This window comes from uncultured Campylobacter sp. (assembly GCF_938030785.1).
Classification (GTDB): Bacteria; Campylobacterota; Campylobacteria; order Campylobacterales; family Campylobacteraceae; genus Campylobacter_B.
The window spans coordinates 1-3,361 of record NZ_CALHIK010000007.1 but is presented as its reverse complement, the minus strand read 5'-3'; the positions used below and the strand labels follow the sequence as shown (position 1 = coordinate 3,361).

Genomic DNA, 3,361 nt, shown 5'->3' with positions numbered 1-3,361 from the left:
CTCGAAAATTTAGGGATTTACAGCGGAATTTCGGGCGAAAATTTCAGCGAAATTCTGAGGCGAAATTTAAATGAAAATTCTGGTAAAAATTTCGGTAAAGCTCGCGCCGTAAATTTAGACGAAGCTTGCGATTTTTGCGAAGTTTTTATGATCGGAGATACGCAGCTTGACGCCATTGCGGCAAAATCCGCTGCGGTGCGAAGCGTCGGTGTGTGCTGCGGCTACGGCAGCGCCGCGGAGCTTGAGGCATGCTGCGAGTTCGTATGCGAAGATACAAAAGAGGCCGTAAGGCTCATACGAGAAGTTTTAAAGCGGGCTTGAGCGGCATAAATTTTCTAAATTTAGAGCTTTGAAAGCGGGCGTTGATATTTTGCCGCACCGCAATCTGCGCCAAGCTTAAACAATAAAATTTTATCTCGTAGCTGAAGTAAAGAACTTTGCGCGCAGAATCTTGAGCTAAATTTAAATTATAAATTTTTATCTTAGTAGCTAGTTGATAAGTAGCGTTGGCTCTGCAGCGATTTCACATCTATTTTAAGCGGGCTTATTTGTTGCGTTCTGCGCGCGATGTGAGCGAGCTATCTATGAAATTTCGCTCCCGTTTAGAAATAAATATTTTAAATTTTAAGCGCTGGCGCAAGAATTTTAAATTTTATTTCAAATATTTTAGTTTCGCCCGGCCGCTTGAAATTTAAATTTGCCTAAGCGAGTTAAATTTGCGATCTTATTGCAGCGTGGCCCGTAAATTTAAACCTAAAATTTCGCAAAATTCTAAAATTTCGCACGTTCTTATGATTTTTTAAAGCAAAATTGTATAAAATGCCGCTTTCGCGATGGGCTATCGTCTAATGGCAGGACAACAAACTCTGGATTTGTGAATATAGGTTCGACCCCTATTAGCCCATCCATTCAAATTTTAACTCCATTTATTATAGCTAGCCTAAAATTGTTTTAGTAGGCGCCTGTTTGTGCATAAAACCGAAACGCCTAATGTCAGAAAGAAAATGGCGAAGCCAAATCCGTCAATCGATTAAATTTTGATGATTATAGGATGATTTGTCGCTTTAAAGCGACAAATTATTTGATTTTTTCTTTACCTTTGTATGTAGCGATACTTTTGTATGAGCCGTCTTTTTTGAACGCTACCACGTCGTAGATCTCAGGCTGTGAGCCTTGCTCCATACCGGGCGCTTCTAGCGGCATGCCAGGCACCGCTATGCCTATGACATCGCTAGGCTTATTTTTTAGCAGCGCAAGAATTTCGCCTGTCGGCATATGGCCCTCGATTACATAGCCGTCTACGATCGCAGTGTGGCAGCTAGAGAGTTCTAGCGGGAGCTTTACATCATTTTTTTTCTGGATAAGCGATTCATCGGCTAGTGAGATCATCTCTACTTCAAAGCCGTTTTGCTCCATATATTTTGCCCAGTTATGGCAGCAACCGCAGCTTTCGCCATGATAGACCTTGATATGCTCGCCCGCTATAGCGTAGCTACCTAGCGCCGCTAAAAGTGCACCTGCAAATAAAATTTTCTTCATATTTCGCTCCTTTGGTTGAAATGCTCGATTATACAATACGGATAGTGAATTTTTAAGAGTAGCTTGATAAATTCTTAAATATGCTTGACGAGATATATTCATCCGCAAGTCGAAATTTTACAAAGACTTTAAATTTCGACGCTGCGGATAAGCCTTAATTATAGGCACTGAGAAAGAGCTGATTTGATAGCGGATTTTGATACGTAGCCTTCCGAATCACTGGTTAGAGATACGTCGCAGCCGGGTTTATAATTTTTCCAAGTATAGATATTGCCGTTGTCTGCGGCGGTTTTGATGGAGTCGGGCTGTTTATTCCACGCCGAGATCACTTGGTTGATGTGAAATGCATCGCTCCTATCTTTCGGGGTATTGGCTATCGTCGTCGAAGGTATTTCGCCCTCGATCATTTCGCCGCTTCCGTTATTTGGAACCTCTTGGACTTTATCGTTTACTCCGCCTAGGCCCGGTTTGGAGGTTTGAGATCCTGCTTGATTGCGCGCTCCGCTTGGCTGATTAGCTATATTCCAGTTGGAGCAACCGAGCAGAAACAAGGCTGCTACGAGCGCGACCGTTAAATTTTTCATAAGAATTTCTCCTTCAATAAATTGTTGCGATAGTAGCACATCTATCTTTAGTTTAAAATTAATTCGCGCCCTTTAAATTTGAAATTTCGCAGGAATTTTACGAGGCGTTTCAGTAGGAATTTATAAAATTTGAGATAATATTGCAACCTTTCATACCAAACGGGCTTTTAAATTTTGCACGGCAAATGCCTTTTTGGCTACCAAATTTTAAAGGATTTTTGATGTATGCTATCATCAAACACGGCGGCAAGCAGTATAAGGTCGAAGAGGGTAACTACCTAAATTTAGACCATTTTAATGCTGAGCCGAAAGCAAAGCTCGAGCTTAGCGAAGTTTTAGCGCTAAACGACGGCGAGTTAAAGGTAGGAGCACCGTTTGTAAAGGGTGCCAAGGTGGTTTTAGAGGTCGTTTGCGAAGGCAAGGATAAAAAAGTCGTTATTTTCAAAAAACGCAGACGCAAAGATTCAAAAGTAAAACGCGGCTTCAGACGCCAATACACCCGCGTCAAAGTTCTTTCGATCAACGCATAAAGGATAGGAAATGGCACACAAAAAAGGTCAAGGCTCAACCCAAAATAATAGAGATAGTATCGGACGCCGCTTGGGCGTCAAAAAATTCGGCGGCGAGTTCGTTCGCGCGGGCAACATCATCATCCGCCAGCGCGGCACCGCGACGCACCCGGGCTGCAACGTAGGCATGGGCAGCGATCACACGATTTTCGCGCTGATTGACGGCGTCGTAAAATTTGAGCGAAAAGATAAAAACCGCAAAAAAGTATCGGTTTACCCGGCCGCGTAATTACCGCTAAATCTTCGGGGGCGCAAGCCCCTCTTTTAAAATTTCATCCGTTTAAAAATTATCTTCAACTCATTTGGCTATAATTGCCGTTTTAAATTTAAGGATAGCTATGTTCATAGACAGCGTAAAATTTAGTGTCAAATCAGGGGACGGTGGCGCGGGTTGCGTCAGCTTCCGCCGAGAAAAATTCGTCATCCTAGGCGGTCCCGACGGCGGCGACGGCGGCGACGGCGGCGACGTGTATTTCAGAGTCGATAAAAACTCCCACACCCTCTCATCCTACAAGGGCAAGCGGGAGTTTAAGGCGCAAAACGGCGCGCCCGGCGAGGGTCGCAAAAAGACGGGCAAAAGCGGCGAGGATCTCTATCTCATCGTCCCTCCCGGCACCAGCGTTTACGACGAGGATAGCGGCGAGCTGGTGCTTGATATGCTAAACGACG

The 3,361-nt window shown here is 44.1% G+C and carries 5 protein-coding genes, 1 tRNA gene and 1 pseudogene; 5 read left to right on the top strand and 2 right to left on the bottom strand.

What is annotated here, in order from left to right; all coding sequences use genetic code 11:
• Together Q0438_RS00600 and Q0438_RS00595 are read left to right on the top strand one after the other, a co-directional pair.
• The coding region (locus Q0438_RS00600) for an HAD hydrolase-like protein (RefSeq protein WP_299186143.1) at positions 1-321 on the top strand (321 nt) is incomplete at its 5' end.
• 513 nt (positions 322-834) lie between these two features.
• Positions 835-908: transfer RNA gene (locus Q0438_RS00595), tRNA-Gln, on the top strand.
• 169 nt (positions 909-1,077) lie between these two features.
• Here Q0438_RS00595 and Q0438_RS00590 read toward each other — a convergent pair.
• Both Q0438_RS00590 and Q0438_RS00585 read right to left on the bottom strand, forming a co-directional pair.
• Positions 1,078-1,539: a DUF411 domain-containing protein gene (locus tag Q0438_RS00590; protein WP_299186141.1), complete on the bottom strand. Its 462-nt coding sequence runs from the start codon at positions 1,537-1,539 to the stop codon at positions 1,078-1,080.
• Positions 1,540-1,697: 158 nt separating this feature from the next.
• Entirely contained in the window at positions 1,698-2,123 is a 426-nt protein-coding gene (locus Q0438_RS00585) for a hypothetical protein (protein ID WP_299186138.1), read from the bottom strand.
• 221 nt (positions 2,124-2,344) lie between these two features.
• On the opposite strand from Q0438_RS00585, the gene rplU reads away from it, so the two are divergent.
• The 3 genes and pseudogenes from rplU to Q0438_RS00570 all read left to right on the top strand — a co-directional run.
• A complete protein-coding gene (gene rplU, locus Q0438_RS00580; RefSeq protein WP_299186136.1) occupies positions 2,345-2,653 on the top strand; it encodes a 50S ribosomal protein L21 in 309 nt (102 codons plus the stop codon).
• Positions 2,654-2,663: 10 nt separating this feature from the next.
• Positions 2,664-2,921 (top strand): 50S ribosomal protein L27, encoded by a 258-nt coding sequence (gene rpmA, locus Q0438_RS00575; protein WP_291938329.1) that lies wholly within the window; start codon positions 2,664-2,666, stop codon positions 2,919-2,921.
• Positions 2,922-3,030: 109 nt separating this feature from the next.
• Positions 3,031-3,361: pseudogene (locus Q0438_RS00570) on the top strand (GTPase ObgE); the annotation flags it as partial.